Source organism: Ruegeria sp. BHSA118 (assembly GCF_059613405.1).
The window spans coordinates 1-16,758 of sequence record NZ_JBXWSM010000084.1; the positions used below are offsets into that span (position 1 = coordinate 1).

Annotated in this window: 15 protein-coding genes and 1 pseudogene; 9 read left to right on the forward strand and 7 right to left on the reverse strand. The window is 58.0% G+C overall.

The genetic code is table 11. The annotated features are described in order from the left end of the window. On the reverse strand, positions 1-1,234 hold a 1,234-nt coding region (locus AC2FNN_RS18985; RefSeq protein ID WP_496760012.1), incomplete at its 3' end, for a monovalent cation:proton antiporter-2 (CPA2) family protein. A gap of 20 nt (positions 1,235-1,254) precedes the next feature. Then, entirely contained in the window at positions 1,255-1,710 is a 456-nt protein-coding gene (locus AC2FNN_RS18990) for an Lrp/AsnC family transcriptional regulator (RefSeq protein ID WP_171633115.1), read from the reverse strand. 147 nt (positions 1,711-1,857) lie between these two features. On the opposite strand from AC2FNN_RS18990, the gene hppD reads away from it, so the two are divergent. Then, on the forward strand, positions 1,858-2,955 hold the full coding sequence (hppD, locus tag AC2FNN_RS18995) for a 4-hydroxyphenylpyruvate dioxygenase (RefSeq protein ID WP_496760013.1): 1,098 nt from the start codon (positions 1,858-1,860) through the stop codon (positions 2,953-2,955). A gap of 89 nt (positions 2,956-3,044) precedes the next feature. On the opposite strand, the gene AC2FNN_RS19000 is transcribed toward hppD, so the two are convergent. Next, the gene (locus AC2FNN_RS19000) at positions 3,045-4,997 is read right to left on the reverse strand and encodes a hypothetical protein (RefSeq protein WP_496760014.1); all 1,953 of its coding nucleotides are present in this window, start codon (positions 4,995-4,997) and stop codon (positions 3,045-3,047) included. Between the two features lie 155 nt (positions 4,998-5,152). On the opposite strand from AC2FNN_RS19000, the gene AC2FNN_RS19005 reads away from it, so the two are divergent. Further along, positions 5,153-5,857: an SIMPL domain-containing protein gene (locus AC2FNN_RS19005; RefSeq protein ID WP_496760015.1), complete on the forward strand. Its 705-nt coding sequence runs from the start codon at positions 5,153-5,155 to the stop codon at positions 5,855-5,857. Between the two features lie 2 nt (positions 5,858-5,859). Here the strand turns inward: AC2FNN_RS19005 and AC2FNN_RS19010 are convergent, their stop codons facing one another. The 3 genes from AC2FNN_RS19010 to AC2FNN_RS19020 form a co-directional block, all read right to left on the reverse strand. Next, positions 5,860-6,570: a GNAT family N-acetyltransferase gene (locus tag AC2FNN_RS19010; RefSeq protein WP_496760016.1), complete on the reverse strand. Its 711-nt coding sequence runs from the start codon at positions 6,568-6,570 to the stop codon at positions 5,860-5,862. Positions 6,571-6,572: 2 nt separating this feature from the next. Next, the gene (locus AC2FNN_RS19015) at positions 6,573-7,865 is read right to left on the reverse strand and encodes an O-acetylhomoserine aminocarboxypropyltransferase/cysteine synthase family protein (protein ID WP_496760017.1); all 1,293 of its coding nucleotides are present in this window, start codon (positions 7,863-7,865) and stop codon (positions 6,573-6,575) included. A 72-nt stretch (positions 7,866-7,937) separates the two neighbouring features. Beyond that, positions 7,938-8,933: a GT-B fold glycosyltransferase domain-containing protein gene (locus AC2FNN_RS19020; RefSeq protein WP_496760018.1), complete on the reverse strand. Its 996-nt coding sequence runs from the start codon at positions 8,931-8,933 to the stop codon at positions 7,938-7,940. 133 nt (positions 8,934-9,066) lie between these two features. Here AC2FNN_RS19020 and AC2FNN_RS19025 point away from each other — a divergent pair, with 133 nt between their 5' ends. Genes AC2FNN_RS19025 through preA form a run of 4 tightly spaced genes read left to right on the forward strand, consistent with a single transcriptional unit; the run spans position 9,067 to position 12,916 of the window. Next, complete coding sequence (locus tag AC2FNN_RS19025; RefSeq protein WP_496760019.1) at positions 9,067-9,315, forward strand: hypothetical protein; 249 nt, start codon at positions 9,067-9,069, stop codon at positions 9,313-9,315. A 60-nt stretch (positions 9,316-9,375) separates the two neighbouring features. Next, positions 9,376-10,710, forward strand: a complete 1,335-nt coding sequence (locus AC2FNN_RS19030; protein ID WP_496760020.1) for an NAD(P)-dependent oxidoreductase — start codon at positions 9,376-9,378, stop codon at positions 10,708-10,710. A 46-nt stretch (positions 10,711-10,756) separates the two neighbouring features. Continuing rightward, entirely contained in the window at positions 10,757-11,593 is an 837-nt protein-coding gene (locus AC2FNN_RS19035; RefSeq protein WP_496760021.1) for a methyltransferase domain-containing protein, read from the forward strand. Between the two features lie 18 nt (positions 11,594-11,611). Further along, entirely contained in the window at positions 11,612-12,916 is a 1,305-nt protein-coding gene (gene preA / locus AC2FNN_RS19040) for an NAD-dependent dihydropyrimidine dehydrogenase subunit PreA (RefSeq protein ID WP_496760022.1), read from the forward strand. A gap of 47 nt (positions 12,917-12,963) precedes the next feature. Here preA and AC2FNN_RS19045 read toward each other — a convergent pair whose 3' ends face one another. Then, entirely contained in the window at positions 12,964-13,572 is a 609-nt protein-coding gene (locus tag AC2FNN_RS19045; RefSeq protein ID WP_496760023.1) for a TetR family transcriptional regulator C-terminal domain-containing protein, read from the reverse strand. A gap of 172 nt (positions 13,573-13,744) precedes the next feature. Between AC2FNN_RS19045 and AC2FNN_RS19050 the strand changes: the two genes are divergently transcribed. From AC2FNN_RS19050 to AC2FNN_RS19060, 3 genes and pseudogenes are all read left to right on the forward strand, one after another. Next, the gene (locus AC2FNN_RS19050) at positions 13,745-14,995 is read left to right on the forward strand and encodes a Zn-dependent hydrolase (protein WP_496760024.1); all 1,251 of its coding nucleotides are present in this window, start codon (positions 13,745-13,747) and stop codon (positions 14,993-14,995) included. Positions 14,996-15,087: 92 nt separating this feature from the next. Beyond that, positions 15,088-16,542 carry a dihydropyrimidinase gene (hydA, locus tag AC2FNN_RS19055; RefSeq protein WP_152457698.1) on the forward strand — a complete coding sequence of 485 codons (1,455 nt, stop codon included), beginning with the start codon at positions 15,088-15,090 and terminating at the stop codon, positions 16,540-16,542. Between the two features lie 55 nt (positions 16,543-16,597). Next, positions 16,598-16,758: pseudogene (locus tag AC2FNN_RS19060) on the forward strand (ABC transporter ATP-binding protein); the annotation flags it as partial.

Consider the following 16,758-nt stretch of genomic DNA (forward strand, 5'->3'; position numbering starts at 1 on the left):
TGTCGCTGATCTTTCGCGACAGAAGATCGTAGATGATAAACAGAAGCGGTGTGATCAGCATCGTCAAAGCGATGATCATCAGCAGTTTTTGGGACAGGTCGGGGGGGATGACATTCTGTTGCGTGGAAAATGCCAACAGGACAAAGCCAAATTCACCTGCTTGCGCCAGCCCCAGTGTGAACAGCCAGTGATCGCGCCCACGCAACTTGAAGGCCTTGCCCACAAGAAACAGGATGATCCCTTTTGCAAGGATCAAAAGAAGCGCCAGACCGATCAGGTCAAGGGGGTCATCGAAGAAATAGGCGACATCAATGCCAGCGCCGACCGTGATAAAGAATAGCCCAAGCAACAGTCCTTTGAATGGCTCAAGGTCGCTTTCCATTTCATGTCGGAACTCGGAACTGGCCAGAACCACGCCCGCCAGAAAAGCGCCCAGGGCAGGGGAAAGCCCGACGAGGGTCATCAGGAAGGAAATCCCGACCACGATCATAAGCGCTAGGGCGGTATACATCTCGCGCAGGCGGGTCGCGTGGATGAAGCGAAACAGCGGGCGGGTCAGGTAGACACCGGCCAGAATGACAAACACAACTGCGCCGATCGTGACCAGCGTGACGGCCCAACCCGGCAGACCTTCGACCAGAGAAAGGCTGTGATGGTCCGCGCCGTGAAGATCACCGGCCCCGCGGTCAATCGAACCATCCGATTTGATCTGAGGCATGGCCGGAAGGGCCAGAAGAGGAAGCAAGGCCAATATCGGAATGACCGCTATGTCCTGCGTCAGCAGCACCGAAAACGTAGCTCGGCCGCCATTCGTCTGCATCAGGCCCTTTTCGGACAGGGTCTGAAGAACGATCGCCGTAGATGACAGCGACAAGGTCAGCCCTACGGCCAGGGCGACCGACCACGGGTGGTTGGCGTACATTGCCACGGCAGCGATTGCAGCCGTCGACAACGCAACCTGCAACCCGCCCAACCCCAGCAACTTGTCACGCATATCCCACAGGGCGCGCGGCTCCAGTTCCAGACCGATCAGGAACAGCATCATCACCACACCGAATTCGGCGACGTGCTGAAGGTTTTCCGTTTCCGCGCCGACAAGCCCGAGAACGGGGCCAATGATGATCCCGGCGGCTAGGTATCCCAGCACCGACCCCAGCCCCAGCCGTGCAGACAGGGGAACGGCGATGACCGCCGCCGCAAGATAGATCGAAGCCTGATATAGGAAAACGTCCATAAGTGTCCTCTCGGGCCTGTTCAGGTGGGCAGGGGGGCGTCGCGTTTCAGTTGGTCCATTACGATCTGGCTCTGAACCCTTGCAACGGCAGGATGCGGCAGGATGACCGAATGTAGCAAGCTGTTGAGCGCGGAAAGATCGTCACAATAGATGTGCAGCAGGTAATCCGCCTCTCCGGTCATCGTCCATGCGCTGGTAATTTCGGGGCGGGTGTCGACCATGCGGGCGAAGCTTGCAGACTGTTCAGGGCCATGCGTCCCCAGATGGACCTGAACAAAGCCTTGCACTTGCAGACCCAGTTTCAACGGGTCCAGCCGGGCGGCATACCCGGTGATGTACCCTTCGGCCTCAAGCCGCTGGCGGCGGCGTCCTGCCTGACTGGGCGACAGGTTCAGCATTTCGCCCAGCTGGTGCGCGGTCAGGTGCGCGTCCTTTTGCAGGGCGGAAAGCAATCGCTTGTCAGTCGCGTCCAGCATGTGCGGAAAAATCCTGCCCTTATTAACTTTTATGCGCGTTTTGCGCGTCTATCGGCAGTTTACACGAAAACAATGCGCAGAAACAGCGTCATAAAAGTCGTATTTTTGAATCAGCAAAGAAATTCCTGTTTTCGAAGGAGACGCGCCATGGGTCCATTCCCACACAACGCCCCGAAATCTGTCATCAGCGAGGAAAACCCAGCCGGAACCGATGGGTTTGAATTCGTCGAGTTTGCCCATCCTGAACCGCAAGAGCTGCGTGATCTGTTCGCGAAGATGGGGTTTGACCTGGTGGCCCGCCACAAGGAAAAACCCGCTGTCGAGCTGTGGCAGCAAGGGGATGTCACCTATATCCTGAACGCGGATCCCGACAGCTTTGCCGCGAAGTTCGTGGACGAGCACGGCCCTTGCGCGCCATCCATGGGGTGGCGTGTTGTTGACGCGCAAAAGGCCTATGACCATGCTGTGTCGAAAGGTGCCGAACCTTACGACGGCGCTGACAAAACCATGAATGTGCCTGCAATCAAGGGCATCGGCGGATCATTGATCTATTTCATCGATCAATATTACGACACATCGCCATACAATCAGGAATTCGAGTGGATCAAAGAATCCAAACCTCGGGGCGAGGGGTTCTTCTATCTCGATCACCTGACCCACAATGTCTACAAGGGCAACATGGACAAATGGTTCAAGTTCTACGGCGACCTGTTCAACTTCCGTGAAATTCGATTCTTTGACATTCAGGGCAAGTTCACCGGGTTGTACAGCCGGGCGCTGACGTCTCCTTGCGGTCGTATTCGCATCCCCATCAATGAAGACCGCGGTGAAACGGGGCAAATCGTGTCTTACCTGAAGAAATACAAAGGTGAAGGCATCCAGCATATTGCTGTCGGCAGTGACGATATTTACGCCTCGACCGATGCAATTGCGGAAAACGGTCTGAAATTCATGCCGGGTCCGAATGAAGCTTATTACGAGATGTCCAGGACCCGCGTGGCCGGTCATGAAGAGCCGCTGGACCGGATGATGAAACACGGCATCCTGATCGACGGTGAAGGTGTCGTTGACGGGGGCGAGACACGCATTCTGTTGCAGATCTTCTCGAAAACGGTGATCGGCCCGATCTTCTTCGAGTTCATTCAGCGCAAAGGCGACGACGGTTTCGGCGAAGGGAACTTCCAAGCGCTATTCGAATCCATCGAACGCGAACAGATCGAAAGCGGCGAGATTTCCGCAGCCTGATAGCAATGCATTGAAACGCCGGGGGCAGTTCATCAGCCTCCGGCGCATTCATGTGACGGTTGGTGCGTCAGAAGATCGATTGCCGGTTTTCAGCTGCGCGGCATCGCCAGGGTCACGTTGCGGCCCTTTTTCTGATATCGAAGCTCACTGTCGCTGATCGCGATGACTTTCCCGCCATCAAGGCGGTCTCCGACTTTTAGTTTTTTGTAACGCCCGCTGGGAAGCCGCACCAATGCGCGTCTGTTGGCTGGCGTGCCGTAGACCCCGATCAGGTTCAGCCTGCGCAGGTTGATTGCGTTGTCAATCGTGGCTTGTCGTGCAACCGACGCCGTCGAAGGGATTTTGGGTGCGACGGTCTTTGGTTGGAACGATCCTGCGTCATCGGAATTCTGATCCAATGCTGCTGTGGATCCCAGATTCGAACTGTTTGAAGCAGGTGTTTTGGCAGGGGCCAATCCGGCTGGGCGGGACTTGGGTCGCGGGACTCTTACGACAGCCAGGGCCGTTGGTGCCTCATCGACCTGCGGTTTGGTCTGAAGGCTTTCCGGGCGCGCTTTCGGTCGCTTGGATGCCAATTCCTCCAACGACCGGCCACCCAGTTGACCGCGCTCGAAATTCTCGACCAGATCAGCAGGGCGCGGCTTTGGCCGAATACCTGCCAATCTGTCGTCGGCCTCGTCAACCACCGGTTCTTCCTCGAAACGAACCGGAGTTTCAGGCGGAACCTTGGATGGGCGCCCCAGATAAACAACGACCCCATCCGGATTCATGGTGCCTTCCGGTGTTGGCACGACCAGGCCGTTCTCATCCAGATCAAACCGAGTGCCCGCAATGTTGGGGGATACGTTGGGTTCGAAAGGAGCGTCGGTGTCAAAACTGAGGTCGGGCGGCAAGGCAACCGCATCCTCGAACAGATCAGCGTGGTCGAGCGATGCCAGATACAATTCCTGCGGTTCCACAGTCTCGGGTATTTCTGGTGCTTCGGGCGCTGTCGTGTTGATGCCGGTAACGGCCTGAACATCTTTTTGCGTCTCGGGGTCCTGAGCGACGGAGTCCACCGCGGTAGGGGCAACCTTGAGGGCCTCCAGAATAGCTGCATCTGTAGCGGTCAGTTCCGGCTGGGTGTCGGTCTCGGTTTCTGAGGTCGCGTTCGCAGGCTCTTCGGCGTCATCGGTCGCAAGGTCCGGAACGGTTTGTTGCGGGGTTTCCAGCGCAGCCGTGTCCAGTTCGGGTTCAGGCAGGGGCTCTGCGGCGGGTTCAGAGGCCGGAACCGCAACCTGCGCCGGGCTCTGTTCCGCCTGATCCGGATCAGTGCCGGTCCCCGATGCCAGCCATACGCCAACAAGCCCACCAACGAGAAGCACGGCGGCAAAGACCGGAATGGCAGACCGGTTTCCCCCTGAAGATGCATCAAGGGTTTTGCCCGCTGTTTCCCGGGGTGCACGGAAAGCCTCGGGCGCGGCGGTTCCGGCAATCGGATGGGTGGGCAGGCCGGAATCATCAGCCTGTTCACCTGCGTCCGTTTCCACCGGCGACGGCTGGTTTTCCGGGTGTGGCAGATCGGAAGCGTCCGAAGTTTCGCGAAACAACGCCTCACGCGGGAACGCGCCCTCGCTGTCTTCGGCAGTGAACGCCACCACCACAAAACCATGTTCCGAGGCAAAGGTCCGCGCTTCGGCCAGAGTTTCAACCGCCACGGCGGCAACAAAGGTCGTTTCACCTTCGGTCTGGCTGTCATAACTCAGTTCCGACAGGGCGTAAGGCGTGGCTTCGGTCAGCGCAGTTTCGATACGTTCCGTCCGGTCTTCCGGTGGCAACCCGTCGGTCGAAAGCTCTAGAAACCGAACCTGATCCTCTGGCAGCACAAGCTTGCAGCTCAGATCATTTTCCAGCGCAAATGCCTTTTCCCGCAACGCCTGCATCTGTGCGGACAAGTCCGGAACATCCAGCGGAATCGTACCGATAACAAACCAGTCGTCATCGGAACGGTGGTGCAGTGTTATTCCGGTCGCAGAAAAAGACAGCGCAAAAGCGGGTTTCATATTCCGGAGGAACCATAATTATCAATGTCAATGCAAACGACTTTGCGTTTGCAGACCGACATTAAAGCAGGAACCCGCCGAGGGAAAGAAAAAGGCGGTATCTCCTCTTGTATCGCAAGGGCCGGTCAACCCATTTAAAAGCAGAGTAATTTGGAGTGATAACCTTGAAGACATTCGCTTTTCTGGCCGCGATGATGGCGGCTACGGCTGCCGGGGCCGCTCATGCGGAAGAACGTCGCATCAACGTTGATGCAACCGGAACAGTGCAGATTGCGCCTGACATGGCGACGATAACCTTGGGCGTGACCAACGAAAACGCCGAAGCCTCGGCTGCGATGCAGGCGACGTCGGATGCCGTTTCCAAAGTCCTGGCGCGCCTGACCGAAATGGGTATCGAAGATCGTGACGTCCAGACACGGGACCTGTCATTATCGCCCGTCTGGTCGGGTCGTCATGGACAGAATGGGGAGACGCCCGAAATCACCGGCTTTACTGCGTCCAACCGCGTGTTTGTGCGCGTACGCGACCTGACCCAACTGGGGAAGATCATGGACGCGGTCATTCAGGACGGCGCCAATGATTTCGGGGGCTTGAGCTTTGGCGTGCAGGATTCCAAACCGATCGAGGTGCAGGCGCGCGCCAAGGCCGTCGGCGAAGCCACGGCCAAAGCACAGCAGTTGGCACAGGCAGCGGGCGTGACGCTTGGCCCGGTTCAGTCGATCTCGGAACAAACGGCTGGCATTCGTCCGATGGCAGAAATGCGCGCCTTCAGCGCGGCGGATGCCGGTAGTGTACCTGTGGCCAGCGGAGAGATTTCGGTTTCGGTCAGTGTCTCGATGGAATTCGAGATTTCCGAGTAAGTTTAAGCCTCGGCGCGGGCCATCAGCGGTTTTCGTTGCTGGCCCGCCGCATCGAAATTGTCTGGTGACAGCCATTCTTCGAAAGCGGCCTTAATACGGGGCCAGTCGCTGTCGATGATCGCGTACCACGCCGTATCCCGATTGCGGCCCTTGTAATGGGTCGCCTGCCGAAACACCCCTTCGAAAGTAAATCCCAGCCGTTCAGCGGCATTGCGTGACGGTGCATTCAGTGCATCGCATTTCCACTCGTACCGGCGATAGCCAAGCTCGTCGAAAACCCGCTTCATCATGAGGTACATGACCTCGGTCGATTGCGGCTTGCGTTGCAGCAGCGGCGAAAAGTGGATGTGGCCGACTTCGATGGCACCCGCTGCGGGTTCGATCCGAAGATAAGAGGCCATTCCAACCGGTACTTCGTCCGCATCCAATACGGTATGAAACATCGGGTCCGCATCCATGCAGTTGGCGCGGGCCCAGTCTTCAAATTCCGGTTCGCTGTCAAACGGGCCATAGGGCAGGTATGTCCAGTTACGGCCATCCCTGTCATTTGCAAACGCCCGAAAAAGCCCGGGCGCATGGCGATTCACATCCAGTGGCACGACAGAGCAGTACCGGCCTTCCATCGGTGTATAAGGCGGCGTCGGGCGTGGAAAGTCATCCGACACCGGCAAACCGATGGGCTGGCCAAGGTCGTTTGTGTCGTGCCCGGCCATTGTCAGGCGCTGGCCTTGGCGAGGGCTTGATCAAGGTCCGCGATCAGGTCGTTCACGTCTTCGATGCCGATAGACACCCGCACGACACCGGAGCCTGCGCCCGCGGCTTCCTGTTGTTCCGGCGTCAGTTGTCGGTGGGTGGTCGAGGCCGAGTGGATGATCAACGAGCGGGCATCGCCCAGATTTGCCACGTGGCTGAAGATTTCCAGCGCGTTGACCAATTTGATACAGGCGTCATAGCCGCCCTTCACCGCAAAGGTGAACAATGCGCCCGCGCCACGTGGATATTGTGATTTGACCCGGTCCTTGTAAGGCGATGACGGCAATCCCGCATAGGTGACGTAGTCCACCCGGTCATCCGCTTCCAGCCACGCCGCGATTTTCTGGGCGTTTTCCACGTGGCGCTCCATCCGCAGCGACAGTGTTTCGATCCCCATCAGCGTGTAATGAGCTGCCTGCGGGTTCATGGTCATACCCAGATCACGCAGGCCGATGGCGATACCGTGGAAGGTGAAGGCCAGCGGGCCAAAGGTCTCGTGGAACTTCAGGCCGTGATAGGCAGGCTCGGGTTCGCTCAGTGACGGGAATTTGTCATTCGCGGACCAGTCGAACTTGCCAGAATCCACGATGCACCCGCCTGTGACTGTGCCGTTGCCGGTCAGGTACTTGGTGGTGGAATGCACAACCAGCGTCGCACCATGTTCAATTGGGCGGCAAAGGTAGGGCGTGGCCGAGGTGTTGTCGACGATCAGCGGAATGCCCGCTGCATCAGCCGCGTCCGCCAGCGCGCGGATATCCGTCACATAGCCGCCGGGATTGGCGATGGACTCGCAGAACACGGCGCGGGTGTTTTCGTCGATGGCATCCTTCACGGCGTCCAGATCATCGGTGTCCACGAATTTGGCGGACCAGCCAAAGCGTTTGATCGTCTGGCTGAACTGCGTGACCGTGCCGCCATACAAACGGGTCGAGGCGACCACGTTGCAGCCGGGCCCCATCAGCGGGAACAGTGCCATGATCTGTGCCGCATGCCCGGACGAGCAGCACACTGCGCCGACGCCGCCTTCAAGTGTCGCCACGCGTTCCTGCAAAACGGCGACGGTCGGGTTGGTCAGGCGGGAATAGATAAAGCCCACTTCTTGCAGGTTGAACAGGGCCGCCGCGTGGTCCGCATCCCGGAACACATAGGCGGTCGTCTGATAGATCGGTGTCTGGCGTGCTCCGGTCGCCGGGTCGGGGCGGGCACCCGCATGAATTTGCAATGTGTCGAAACCGTAGGTCGGGCCGTCAGACATCGTGAAAATCTCCTGTTGGTATCTGTCTTGCGGAATCTGTAGGCCATTGCCCGCCTGCGCACAACGATCCTGTCAGCGCAGCCAGAGTCCTTTGCTTTTGATCGTGTTGCGCAGCGCCTGTTCCCGCCGCGGCAGATTGTCCTGATCAAAAAGCGCGCGGATTTTTTCACCTTTGCCCTGAAGAACCAGCTTTTTCAGCGGATCATACTGTTTGAGCACTTTTTTGACCTTGTTGGGGGCCACGACGGTTTCCAGCACATTGATCACGTGATCGCTTTCGCGGGCATAAAGCAAAGGGAACAGGCGATAGTGGCAGCTGACGGACCCGTCCAAAAGCCCGTCCGGCAAAGCATCCCGCCCGCCGCCGAAAGAATGAATGACCAGCGGCAAAGCTGCCTGATCCAGCCATGGGTCAAGGTTCTGGCCCGTCAGTTCGGGAATGTTCTCATCCCGGATCGTTCTTGCGTAGTCCAGGTACCGTTCACCGAACATCCTGGGGCATTTGTAAAAGAAGTAACCCGCGTTGAAGTAAAGGTAGCGACGCCAGTAATCATGGGGTTGGTCCGGATCCACCGAGCTTTCGAAATCCAGCCCGAAGCGCGCATAAAGCGCCCGCCAGATACCGTCAAAGCCGGGGCCGTACAGCGTCGGCTTGGGCCACGTGCCCTCGACCTTCAATGAGGCTCCGGGGCGATCGAAATCGAACGGGACGTTTGTGATGTCGCCGGTGATCAGCGTGTCTGTGTCGAAGAACACAAAGGGCTCACCCTCAGGCAGGGCCAACAAGGCCTCGATCTTGTTGCCATAAGGGTAGCTTTCGCCAAAAACATGCGTGTCGAAGGGCAGGATTTCGGCATCCAACTGTTTCAGGGCCTTCAGAACGTCTTCGTCCTGGATGCTGGGGTTGTGGGTCCAGCGCGGGCCTGGGTTGGGTGTGGCGACAAACAACCTGCCTTTGAACCCGGGCGAGCAATGGTGAAGCGAGGCCGCGAACAGCAGGGCCTCATATTGCAAGCGGTTGTTTTGCCCGACAACCGCGATGTTGAATTTCCGAGAACTTGCCTGCATCTATGCCCATTCCTGAAAGCTGCCGGAACCGGCACCCTTTGATCCGGATTACAGCAAGCAGGGTGGGGCGTCAAAAGCCGAAAGTTTGATTTCTTTTTATCTACGGCAGTCCTTTCATCGCGCGGATGAAGGGGTGAACAAGGTCATTTTGCGGATTTTCCGGGGTTGGCCCGGTTCAAGTCGAAAGGTGAAATCGGCGGTGTGCCATGCTTACCGAACCTTGTTTGCCAATCCCCGCACAGCCCTTTCCTGGGCAAATCCTGCGTTTGGATCCAATGATTCAACGCTTTTCGTGCTCAATCCCCAGGCGAAGCGCCCAAAAACACAGTTGTTTTTGCAAGGCTTTTCATTTTTTGACCATTTGGCAAATTTTACCAATTGATAAAAAAATTATTTATGGCAAGCTGAGGGCATAACAAACATATCTACAGGGAGTAGAGTGATGGCACAGGGCCAGATGGCACCCGGCATCGTAGCCGGGCGGCTTTCAAGCGATGAGCTGACCTCGAATTTCACCGATCTGCATCCGCCGCTTGCGCAGCATGAGGCCGCAGTAGCCGCAGATCGCTGTTATTTCTGCTATGACGCGCCATGCGTAACGGCCTGTCCAACGGATATCGATATCCCGTTGTTCATTCGCCAGATTCAAGCCGGTCAACCGCAATCAGCAGGGCGCACGATCCTGGAACAGAATATTCTGGGCGGAATGTGCGCTCGGGTCTGTCCAACCGAAACATTGTGCGAAGAGGCCTGCGTTCGCGAGACCGCCGAAGGCAAACCGGTCGAGATCGGGCGCCTGCAACGTTTCGCCACCGATGAAATCATGGCCTCGGGTGCGCATCCGTTTGAACGTGCGCCTTCGACCGGCAAGACAGTCGCCGTTGTGGGGGCCGGACCTGCGGGTCTGGCCTGTGCCCACCGGCTGGCGATGCTGGGCCATGATGTGGTGATCCATGAAAGCAAGCCCAAACCCGGCGGCCTGAATGAATATGGTATTGCAGCCTACAAATCGACCAACGATTTTGCACAGGCCGAGGTGGACTGGCTGCTGAAAATCGGCGGGATTGCAATCGAGACCGGTTCGGTTTTGGGCGAAAGCACCTCATTGGATGGGCTGGTCGAAAACTACGACGCGGTGTTTCTGTCCATTGGTCTTGCCGGGGTCAACGCCTTGCGTGCAGGCGGCGTCGACAAGGACGGTGTGCGGGCCGCGGTTGATTTCATCTCGGACGTGCGGCAGGCCAGCGACCTTGCCGATCTGCCCGTTGGACGGAATGTGGTTGTCATCGGCGGGGGCATGACAGCTGTGGATGCCGCCGTGAAATCCAAGCTTCTGGGTGCCGAAAATGTCACGATAGCCTATCGCCGCGGCCGGGATGCCATGGGGGCCAGCCGGTACGAGCAGGACCTGGCAGCGTCGCATGGCGTTCGGATCATGACCGATGTTCAGCCAGTGGCCATCCACGGCAATGGTGCCGCGACCGAGATCGAGCTGGAATATACGTCCAGCCAGAACGGTCAGCTGATCGGAACAGGGGAAACGATCCGCTTGCCGGCCGATCAGGTTCTCAAGGCCATTGGACAGACCTTGGAGGGCGCACCCGAAGGCTTGACGCTGGATGGCAACAAGATCGCCGTCAGCGGTGCCGGCCGAACCTCTTTGGCTGGTGTCTGGGCTGGTGGTGACTGCGCTGCGGGCGGCGAAGACCTGACCGTAACTGCCGTTGCCGAAGGTCGGGACGCGGCGATGGACATCCACGCGACGCTCGTTTCGTGATAGGGTGGGGTATTCACCCCATTCCTTTCGCTGCTGAGGTATTCCCATGTCCCAGATCGAACAAGCCGTTGCTCAACACTATACCACCGGTGCACTGACCGAACGCGTCCGCGCGGCGCTGGAGGCCAGCGGCATCGACCCGGATGCGGCCACGGTCGCTGATCTGAAGGCGGGGGATGAATTCCATACAGGCGGCGTTCTTGCGACCGACAACCTGTTTGCGCAACTTTCGCCGACCCACGCGACACGTGTTCTGGATATCGGATGCGGCATCGGAGGCACATCCCGGTACATAGTGGACAAATATGACTCAACGGTAACAGGGGTCGACCTGACGCCCGAGTTCGTGGAAACGGCAACTGCGCTCAGCGATCTGGTCGGACATTCCGAAAAGACCAGCTTTCACGTTGGCAGTGCTCTGGACATGCCTGTGCCGGATGCCGGGTTCGACCTTGCCGTCATGATGCATGTGGGCATGAATATCGAAGACAAAGCGGGGCTGTTCGCGGAAGTGTCACGCGTTCTGGCCACCGGCGGCACCTTTGCCTTGTTCGATGTCATGGGCGGAGAGGTGGATGAGCCGCTGGCTTTTCCGCTTCCCTGGTCCACATTGCCGGAAACCTCATTTGTTCACGCGCCGGATGAATACAAGGACGCCGCGACCGCGGCTGGTCTAGAACTGGTTGCCGAAACAGACCGCACCGCGTTTGCGATCCAGTTCTTCGAAGATGTGTTTGCCAGGATAGCCGAGTCCGGACCAGCGCCGCTGGGCATCCACCTGATGATGGGCGAAACGGCGCCCGAAAAGTTCCAAAACTACGTCAAAAACCTCAAGACCGGGCGTATTCGCCCGACCGAAATGATATTCAAAAAATCCGGCTGAGCCGGGAAGGGAGAAGCCATGGCCGATCTGACGACAAACTTTCTGGGCATTTCCAGCCCCAACCCGTTCTGGCTGGCCTCTGCGCCGCCGACGGACAAGGAATACAATGTGCGCCGCGCCTTCGAAGCGGGGTGGGGCGGTGTTGTCTGGAAAACGCTGGGCGCCGAAGGACCTCCGGTCGTGAACGTGAATGGCCCGCGCTATGGCGCAATCTACGGGGCCGACCGCCGTTTGCTGGGCCTGAACAATATCGAACTGATCACCGACCGCCCGCTCGAGGTGAACCTCGAGGAAATGGCACGGGTCAAATCCGATTACCCGGATCGTGCCCTGATCGCGTCGATCATGGTTCCGTGCGAGGAAGAAGCATGGAAGGCCATTCTGCCACGCGTGGCCGAAACCGGTGCGGACGGGATCGAGCTGAACTTCGGCTGCCCTCATGGGATGAGCGAACGCGGCATGGGCTCGGCCGTGGGGCAGGTGCCGGAATATATCGAGATGGTCACGCGCTGGTGCAAACAGTATTACGACCGCCCGGTCATCGTTAAGCTTACGCCGAATATCACAGATATCCGCAAACCGGCTGCGGCCGCCAGAAACGGTGGCGCGGATGCGGTGTCGCTGATCAACACCATCAATTCGATCACCAGCGTCAATCTGGACACGTTCAGCCCCGAACCGTCCATTGACGGCAAGGGCAGCCACGGTGGGTATTGCGGCCCCGCCGTCAAGCCCATTGCATTGTCGATGGTGTCCGAGATCGCGCGGGCCGAGGCGACGCGAGGCCTGCCGATTTCCGGCATCGGCGGCGTCACCACATGGCGCGATGCGGCCGAGTTCATCTCGTTGGGTTGCGGCAACGTTCAGGTGTGCACCGCTGCGATGACCTATGGCTTCAAGATCATTGACGAACTGACAGCAGGGCTGTCGGAATGGATGGACGAAAAGGGATATTCAAGCGTCGACGAGGTGATCGGGCGCGCGGTGCCCAATGTCACCGACTGGCAGTATCTGAACCTGAACTACATCGCCAAGGCCAAGATCGATCAGGATCAGTGCATCAAGTGTGGCCGGTGTTATGCAGCCTGTGAAGACACCAGCCACCAGGCGATTTCAATGTCCGAGGACCGTGTCTTTGAGGTGATGGATGACGAATGCGTCGCCTGCAACCTCTGCGTCGATGTTTGTCCGATCGAAGGCTGCATCGATATGGTGCCGATGGCAGCGGGCGAGGTTGATCCCCGGACCGGAAAAGAAGTTCAGCCAACCTATGCGAACTGGACGACGCATCCGAACAACCCGATGGCCAAGGCGGCCGAATGACGGGATTGCGACAGATCGTCAAGGGGCCGTTTTTGCGGCCCCTTTTTTCAGGGGCTCAGAAGTTTGCGGTACAACGTGTCAACAAAGGCTTCTGCGCCCTCGAACGGATCTTCGTTGCCCAGAATTGCACGAACCTGAACATCGAAATCCGCATAGTGCTGCGTCAAGGCCCAGATCGAAAACACCAGGTGGTAAGGGTGCACCCGCGCGATTTTTCCCTGATCCATCCAACCGATAAGGATCGTGACCTTTTCGTCGACCAATGTCTTGAGATCATTGGACAATGCATCGTGAATGCGCGGCGCGCCCTGCACAAGCTCGTTGGCAAAAAGGCGGCTTTCCCGTGGTAATTCCTGACTCATCTGCAACTTGCGCCGAATGTATGCCAGGATTTCCTCCATCGGATCACCGCTGGCGTCCAGATCATGCAGCGGAGCCAGCCAGGTATCCAGCAGGCCGGACAGCAATTCAGTGTGGATCGCTTCTTTTGAAGGGAAATAGTACAGCAGGTTCGGCTTGCTCAGACCTGCTTCTGCCGCGATCTGGTCTACCGTTGCACCGCGAAACCCGTGGGCCGAAAACACGTTCAGGGCAGCCTCTAGAATCGCGGCGCGGTTCTTTTTCTGAATACGGGTCGGTGCGCGGTCTTTTGGCATGTTTTCAGCGTGTCTCTTTTTTCGTCGAACAGGTGCGGGATGTACTGAAAATTTCAGCTGAACCGCGCAAATTCTTGACTGATACCGAACCCGTGATAGCGTGAGTTTGACCATATGGTCAAATCAAGACACCAAAAGCGAGCCAACTCGCAAGCAAACAGGGAAGATGAACATGGCAGCTCCGGCGCAGAATCTCAGGATCAATGGCGACAGGTTGTGGGACAGCCTGATGGAGATGGCCAAGATCGGCCCGGGTGTCGCTGGTGGCAACAATCGCCAAACCTTGACGAATGAGGACGCCGAAGGCCGCGCCCTGTTCCAGAAATGGTGCGAGGAAGCAGGGTGCACCATGGGGCTTGACCAGATGGGCAACATGTTTGCCCGCCGCGAAGGCACCGACTCGGACGCGCTGCCGGTTTACATGGGCTCGCATCTGGATACGCAGCCGACGGGTGGCAAGTATGATGGCGTGCTGGGTGTCCTGGGTGGGCTGGAACTGATCCGGACGCTGAACGATCTGGGGATCAAGACGAAACATCCGATCGTCGCCACCAACTGGACAAACGAAGAAGGCACGCGCTACGCGCCGGCGATGCTGTCCTCGGGTGTTTTTGCCGGGATGCACACGCAAGACTGGGCATACAACCGCGAGGACGCTGAAGGCAAAAAATTCGGGGATGAGCTGAACCGGATCGGCTGGCGTGGTGATGAAGAGGTGGGCGCCCGCAAGATGCATGCGTTCTTTGAGCTGCATATCGAACAGGGGCCGATCCTTGAAGCCGAAGGCAAGGATATCGGCGTCGTCACCCATGGCCAGGGGCTGAGTTGGACGCAGATCACGGTAACGGGCAAGGATGCTCATACCGGATCGACACCGATGCCGATGCGCAAGAATGCCGGGCTGGCCATGGCACGGATCCTGGAGAAAGTCGACGAGATCGCATGGTCTCATGCTCCGCATGCGGTGGGAGCGGCAGGGCATATCGATGTCTACCCGAATTCACGCAATGTGATCCCGGGCAAGGTGGTGTTTACGGTCGATTTCCGCTCGCCCGAGCTGGAGGTGATCACCGACATGGAAAACCGCCTGCGGGTGGCTGCCGAGGATATCGTTGACGAGATGGGTCTTCAGATCGAATTCGAGAAAGTCGGCGGGTTCGATCCGGTGAAATTTGACGATGCTTGCGTATCGGCCGTGCGAAACGCAGCCGAACGGCTGGGCTATTCGCACACTGATATCATCTCGGGCGCGGGGCATGATGCCTGCTGGATCAACCGGGTTGCACCGACCGCGATGATCATGTGCCCCTGTGTTGACGGGCTGAGCCACAACGAAGCCGAAGAAATCAGCAAGGAATGGGCAGCAGCCGGGGCGGATGTTCTGCTGCATGCCGTGGTCGAGACTGCCGAAATCGTGGAATAGGGGGCGCTGCCCCCGTCGCCCTAAGGGCGACTCCCCCGGGATATTTTTGGCCAGATGAAGCAAGCGGCGCAGACCGCATCAGGGAGTTCAAAATGAGTACTGTCATCAAAAACGGAACCGTTGTCACCGCGGATTTGACCTACAAGGCGGACGTATTGGTCGAGGGTGGCGTGATCACCGAAATCGGCATGAACCTGACGGGGGACAAGGAACTGGACGCAACCGGCTGTTTTGTGATGCCGGGCGGGATTGATCCTCATACCCATCTCGAAATGCCGTTCATGGGCACCTATTCCAGCGATGACTTTGAAAGCGGGACGCGGGCGGCCCTGGCTGGCGGCACGACCATGGTTGTTGATTTTGCACTTCCCAATCCGGGTGAAAGCCTGCTGGATGCGCTGAAACGTTGGGACAACAAGTCGACACGGGCGAATTGTGATTATTCGTTTCACATGGCGGTGACCTGGTGGGGGGAACAGGTGTTCGACGACATCAAAACCGTGATCGAGACGCGCGGTATCAACACCTTTAAGCATTTCATGGCCTACAAGGGCGCGCTGATGGTGAATGATGATGAGCTGTTCGCCTCGTTCAAGCGTCTTGCCGAGCTTGGCGGTACCGCCCTGGTACATGCCGAGAACGGGGATGTGGTGGCAGAGCTGAGTGCCAAGCTGCTTGCGGAAGGCAATACCGGCCCCGAAGCACATGCGTATTCGCGCCCGCCGCAGGTGGAAGGTGAAGCCACCAACCGGGCGATCATGATCGCGGACATGGCGGGTGTCCCGCTGTATGTTGTACACACCTCGTGTGAAGAGGCGCATGAAGCCATCCGCCGGGCAAAAATGCAGGGTAAACGGGTGTGGGGGGAACCCCTGATCCAACACCTGACATTGGACGAAAGTGAATATTTCAATCAGGATTGGGACCACGCGGCGCGACGGGTCATGAGCCCTCCGTTCCGCAACAAACAGCATCAGGACAGCCTGTGGAATGGTCTGCAATCGGGAACGCTGAGCGTGGTTGCAACCGATCATTGCGCCTTCACAACCGAACAGAAACGCTTTGGCGTAGGGGATTTCACCAAGATCCCGAACGGCACCGGCGGGCTGGAAGACCGGATGCCGATGCTGTGGACACATGGGGTGAACACTGGGCGTCTGACACCGAATGAATTCGTGGCCGTTACTTCAACAAACATAGCCAAGATATTGAATTGCTATCCTAAAAAGGGTGCGGTTCTGGTCGGGGCGGATGCTGATCTTGTGGTCTGGGATCCTGAGAAAAGCAAGACAATCAGCGCCGCGTCGCAGCAATCTTCGATCGACTACAATGTGTTCGAGGGAAAAGAGGTCAAAGGTCTGCCGCGCTTTACCCTGACGCGGGGTCAGGTGGCGGTACATGACGGTGAAATCCGGACGCAGGAAGGTCATGGCGATTTTGTCGCGCGTGAGGCGAACACCACCGTCAACAAGGCGCTGAGCACCTGGAAAGAGCTGACCGCCCCAAGGCCAGTCGAGCGGACGGGTATTCCGGCGACCGGTGTTTGATCAGTTGGGGCGGCTTTGCTGGCGGCCCTGACTCCACTCTTTTCAAGGCAATAAAATGAACACTGAAAGCACGACCCAGCCCGTCATCGAGGCAAGGCAGCTGGACCTGACATTCCAGACCAATGATGGGCCAGTACACGCGCTTAAAGACGTGAACCTGACAATCGACAAGGGCGATTTTGTCAGTTTCATCGGGCCGTCCGGCTGTGGCAAAAC